At 63.5% G+C, this 4,523-nt stretch carries 5 protein-coding genes and 1 pseudogene; 2 read left to right on the forward strand and 4 right to left on the reverse strand.

The annotated features are described in order from the left end of the window. Positions 1-220: 220 nt before the first annotated feature. Positions 221-628 (reverse strand): VOC family protein, encoded by a 408-nt coding sequence (locus tag Q0D45_RS20595; protein ID WP_293397513.1) that lies wholly within the window; start codon positions 626-628, stop codon positions 221-223. Positions 629-820: 192 nt separating this feature from the next. Continuing rightward, positions 821-1,669 (reverse strand): TauD/TfdA family dioxygenase, encoded by an 849-nt coding sequence (locus tag Q0D45_RS20600; protein WP_293397515.1) that lies wholly within the window; start codon positions 1,667-1,669, stop codon positions 821-823. A gap of 125 nt (positions 1,670-1,794) precedes the next feature. On the opposite strand from Q0D45_RS20600, the gene Q0D45_RS20605 reads away from it, so the two are divergent. Continuing rightward, positions 1,795-2,802, forward strand: a complete 1,008-nt coding sequence (locus tag Q0D45_RS20605) for an AraC family transcriptional regulator (protein ID WP_293397517.1) — start codon at positions 1,795-1,797, stop codon at positions 2,800-2,802. A 119-nt stretch (positions 2,803-2,921) separates the two neighbouring features. After that, positions 2,922-3,791, forward strand: coding sequence for a transglutaminase family protein (locus Q0D45_RS20610; RefSeq protein WP_293397519.1), 870 nt, complete (start codon positions 2,922-2,924; stop codon positions 3,789-3,791). Here Q0D45_RS20610 and Q0D45_RS20615 read toward each other — a convergent pair whose 3' ends face one another. Together Q0D45_RS20615 and Q0D45_RS20620 are read right to left on the reverse strand one after the other, a co-directional pair. Then, positions 3,792-4,277 carry a VOC family protein gene (locus tag Q0D45_RS20615; RefSeq protein WP_293397521.1) on the reverse strand — a complete coding sequence of 162 codons (486 nt, stop codon included), beginning with the start codon at positions 4,275-4,277 and terminating at the stop codon, positions 3,792-3,794. It lies immediately after the preceding gene. Positions 4,278-4,306: 29 nt separating this feature from the next. Next, positions 4,307-4,523, reverse strand: a pseudogene (locus Q0D45_RS20620) (glutathione S-transferase); the annotation flags it as partial.

Below are 4,523 nucleotides of genomic sequence, written 5' to 3' on the forward strand. Positions count from 1 at the left end.
GGCCGGCCGTCCCATGTGAGGGACATTCGCGACTGCTTGGGTGACCGGTGCAAATGATGCGACCGCAGGCATTCCCGACCGCTGCAGCGGCGCACCGGAATGCGCCGCTTGCAAAGAGGACCTGCCCCCCGATCGCTGCCGACGCAAGGCAGTCCGCTGTCGCCTTCAGCTTTCGGCCCCAAGTGGACTCTTGGCAGCGCACCCGCCTCTTTCTCTTCCTCTAACCCGAAGGGAAGGCCGCCATATCCATCCACATCGCGCCCCAGATGTGGCCGTCCGGGTCCGCCATGTCCCGGCCGTACATGAAGCCGTGATCCTGAATTGGATTGATGTCGCCTGTTCCGCCATTCGCGGCCGCCGCTGCGTTCATCGCATCCACCGCTTCACGGCTGTCGCAGGTAAGGGCCAGCGACACTTCGCTCGACGTTGACGGCGGGATGGGGCGAGTCGTGAACGTGCGCCATTTCGCGTGGGTAAGCAGCATCACGTTGATCGTCTCGCTCCAGACCATGCAGACAGCCGTATCGTCCGTGAACTGCGGGTTGTTCACGAAGCCGAGGGATTGGTAGAAGCGCATCGACACACCGAGGTCGGTGACGGGCAGGCTTACGAAAATCGTCTTGGTCATGATGCTTCTCCTGTGGGTTGGGGCGGCAACCAGTTGGGCTGTCTTCTGTACGACGAACGACCCCCAGGGATTTCGACAGGTGCGGAACAATTATTTTCGTTTGTGTCGGCTACCTACCGCCTCGGTCACTTTGTCGAGCGCAGGCTGACGGCGAGTCGACGGAATGCCGGCGTGCTGTCCCTGAATCTCCGCTCATGCGGCTTGGACAGAGGCGATCGTCGTTCGGTGCAGCAGCCGGTGATGCCCCGCGTATCCGCCCGTCGCCGCATGCAAGACTGAACGGTTGTCCCACATCACCAGCATCTTCGTCTGCCAGCGATGGCGGTAGACGAAGGCTTCGCGTGACTGCCACTGGTACAGCTCCATCAGCAGCGGCATCGATTCGGCATCGTCCATTCCTTCAATACCGATGATGTAGCCGAAACAGCCGAACAGCCCTTCACGTTGCGTCTCCGGGTGCTTGCGGATCAGCGGATGGTGCTGGGTGTTCGCGGCATCCTTCGCCGGCAGGATCACCATGGAGCGTCCTTTCTTGTCGCTGGCGCCATACAAGCCGTCGGGCGCGTAGGCACGTTTCGCCGAGTGGATGGCGATGCGACCTTCGATGCGCTTGCGCAAGCTATCCGGCATCTCATCGAGCGCCGCATGCTGGTCGGCGAACAGCGTGTCGCCACCGACCGGCGGGATCACCCTGCCGTAGAGGCAGGTTCCGGAAGGCGGCTGCGCCTGAAAGCTCCAGTCGCTGTGCCAGGACTCGGCAAACAGCGAGGAGGTTTCATCGGCGCGTCGCTCGACCGCGATGATGTGCTTGCGTCCGGGGATCGGGGCGATGAATGGATCTACGCCGAAGCCGCCGAAGTACAGTGTGATGCGCTCCAGGTCATCGTCGCTCAAGGTCTGGTCGGGAAACGCGAGCACATGATGTTCGAGCCATGCCGCGCGAAGTGTGGCGATCGTCGCTGCATCGATCGCTAGTGACAGATCGACGCCCGTCACCGCTGCGCCGCAGGCCTGACCAGATGATGTGACTTTGATATTCATGAGTTCGAGAAGATGGACTGTTGCTGGGATGGGACGGTGACAGGCCCGAATCATGGCGGTCAGGTCTTGCCCTCGTATTGACGCCCCGTCCGCGTTTTTGACAATCTGCGCCACGGAGGGCGCACATGGCGGAGGGCGTTTTTGTCTGGAGCGGTCTTGCAGAGCTGCTGCTCGGCTATCTGGATGCCTGCAAGATCGCGCTGCCGGCGCTGCGCCAGACCCTCGCGCAGCATCGCAACAGTCAGCGCATGCCCATCGCCATCTGGTGGTCGGCACTCGAAGACATCGCGCAGGCGCAGGGCGTACCCGCTGTCGGGCTGCGCATCGGCCAGCACTTCAAGATTCACCACTTCGGCGTGCTGGGTTATCTGGTCGCGTCCTGCGACACGCTCGAACAGGCGCTGATGCGCTTTCAGCGCTTCCAGCCCCTGCTGCACAACCTGACGCCCACCCTCGCGAATCAGCAGGCCCGCGACATGCAACTCAGCTGGGATCCGTCCTACGGGCGTTCGACGCGCCTATCCAACGAAGTCCTTGCCGCCAGCCTGCTGCAGCTTGCACGCACGCTCACGTCGGATCACAGCCTCAAGCCAGCAGCGGTCGACTTTCCCGAGCCAGCGCCGGGCGATGTAGCAGTCTACGAAGCGCTGCTCGGTTGTCCGGTTCGGTTCAAGGCGAAGACGCTGATCGTGCACTTCCCGCTGGACGCGCTGGCGCTGCCGATCAACAGCAGCGATCCGCATCTGCGCGTCCTGCTTGATCAACAGGCCGAGGCTCTGCTGCAGGTGCTGCCGCAAGCCGACAGCTTTCTCGCGCGCCTGCAGCATCAGATCGTCAAAGCGCTGCAGGAAGGCGAGCCCGCAGCCGAGCAGGTCGCGGTGCGACTGCAGCTGCCGACGCGCACGCTGTATCGCCGACTCGAAGAACGCAACCTCAGCTACAAGGGTCTGCTCAGCCAGTTGCGCTTTCAGCTCGCCAAGAAATATCTCGCCGACCCTCGCATACCGCTATCTGATGCCGCCTTGCTGCTCGGCTACTCCGAACAGAGCGCCTTTACCCGGGCCTTCAAGAGCTGGTGCGGGCAGACACCGCTGCATTTCCGCAAAGCCTGGATCCGCATGCAGACGCGCTAGTTAACCAGGGCCTGTGCACCCTGACGGGATCGCTGCGTTGCAGGCAGACGGTATATTCGCGGTGATTGAAAACAGCGACGGCTTTCCCCAAGCCCCTGAACCGAAGGCGCCAGCGTTTCATGCAACTGACCATCAAGCACCGCACGCGCTACCAGTACGCGCGGGCGATCACGCTGCAGCCGCACCAGCTCATCATCACCCCGCGTGACAGCGGCGAACTGTTCACGGTGCAGCGGTCCCTGGAATGTGTGCCGCCCGCCGAGGTCACCTGGAGCGCGGACGTATTCGGCAATCTGATCGCGACGGCGACCTTTGCTGAGCCGACCCGCGAACTGACCATCACCAGCGAAGCAGTGGTCGAGCACACGGCGCCGGAATGGCCGATCTTCGCGATCTCGCCGGATGCCCACAGCTATCCGTTTGCCTACTCGCTCGACGATGTCGTTGATCTGGGTGCGCTTGCCCAGCCGGACTGGCTGACGCCTGATCCACAGCGCTTGGGCGCCTGGGCGCGTGGCTTCGTGTCCGCACTGCAGACCGACAGCCTGTCCCTGCTCAAGGACCTCAACGCCGGCGTGCTCGGCGACGTTCGCTACCGTGTCCGCGATGAAGAAGGAACGCAGTCGCCAAGCAGCACGCTGGAACTGGGCAGTGGCTCGTGCCGCGATATTGCGGCGTTGTTCATCGAGGCGGCGCGCCACCTGGGATTCGGCGCCCGGGCGGTGTCGGGCTATCTCTTCGATCCGGATCAGAAGGACGAAGACGCGGGCTCCACGCATGCCTGGGCGGAAGTGTATTTGCCCGGCGCCGGCTGGATTGCTTTCGATCCGTCGAATCAAAGAGTCGGCGGCAGTCAGCTCGTGCCGGTCGCGTTCGCTCGCCTCAACAGGCAGATCATGCCGGTGACCGGCGGCTATATCGGCGCGCCGGAGGACTTCGAGCAGATGGATGTTTCCGTCAGCGTCAGAGCGAGTGCAACGCAGACCTGATCAAGCGGAAGCCTCACCGCGCACCGCCGCCTCGATCTTCGCGACGTCGATCTTCCGCATCTCCATCATCGCCGCGAACGCGCGCTTCGCCACATCGCCGCCCTTGGCCATCGCCTCGGTCAGCACGCGCGGGGTGATCTGCCACGACAGCCCCCATTTGTCCTTGCACCAGCCGCAGGCGCTCTCCACACCACCATTGCCGACGATCGCGTTCCAGTAGCGATCCGTTTCCGCCTGGTCATCGGTGGCGATCTGGAACGAGAACGCCTCGGATTGCTGGAACGCGGTCCCGCCATTGAGGCCCATGCACGCCACGCCGCAAACCGTGAACTCGACGGTCAGCACCTGGCCCGCCTTGCCGCCGGGAAAATCGGACGGCGCCCGATGTACCGCGGTCACGGCGCTGTCGGGGAACGTCTTCGCATAGAAGCCTGCGGCCGCTTCCGCGTCATGCTCGTACCACAGGCAGATGGTGTTCTTGGTCATCGTCAGTCCTCCTGATTGAAGCGTGGGGATCAGATCCAGGGTTGCTGTAGCTGCTCCGCCGCCAGCACCTGCTGCACGGCAGGGCGCTCCAGCATTCGCCGCAGATAAGGGCCGAGGTGAGGATAGTCGCGGGCCGGTTGGCTTGCAGGCCCGGTGAAGCCGCGCGTCCAGCGAGACAGCGTGAAGACGAAAGGATCGAGCGCACTGTAGGTCGGCCCCAGTATCCACGGCCCCGAATGAGCGGCC

Source organism: Nevskia sp., assembly GCF_023266035.1.
Taxonomy (GTDB): Bacteria; Pseudomonadota; Gammaproteobacteria; order Nevskiales; family Nevskiaceae; genus Nevskia.

What these genes read in the sequence shown, in the direction of transcription:
- Q0D45_RS20595 (WP_293397513.1), bottom strand. Translation starts at nt 628, where the DNA reads ATGACCAAGACGATTTTCGTAAGCCTGCCCGTCACCGACCTCGGTGTG.
- Q0D45_RS20600 (WP_293397515.1), bottom strand. Translation starts at nt 1,669, where the DNA reads ATGAATATCAAAGTCACATCATCTGGTCAGGCCTGCGGCGCAGCGGTG.
- Q0D45_RS20605 (WP_293397517.1), top strand. Translation starts at nt 1,795, where the DNA reads ATGGCGGAGGGCGTTTTTGTCTGGAGCGGTCTTGCAGAGCTGCTGCTC.
- Q0D45_RS20610 (WP_293397519.1), top strand. Translation starts at nt 2,922, where the DNA reads ATGCAACTGACCATCAAGCACCGCACGCGCTACCAGTACGCGCGGGCG.
- Q0D45_RS20615 (WP_293397521.1), bottom strand. Translation starts at nt 4,277, where the DNA reads ATGACCAAGAACACCATCTGCCTGTGGTACGAGCATGACGCGGAAGCG.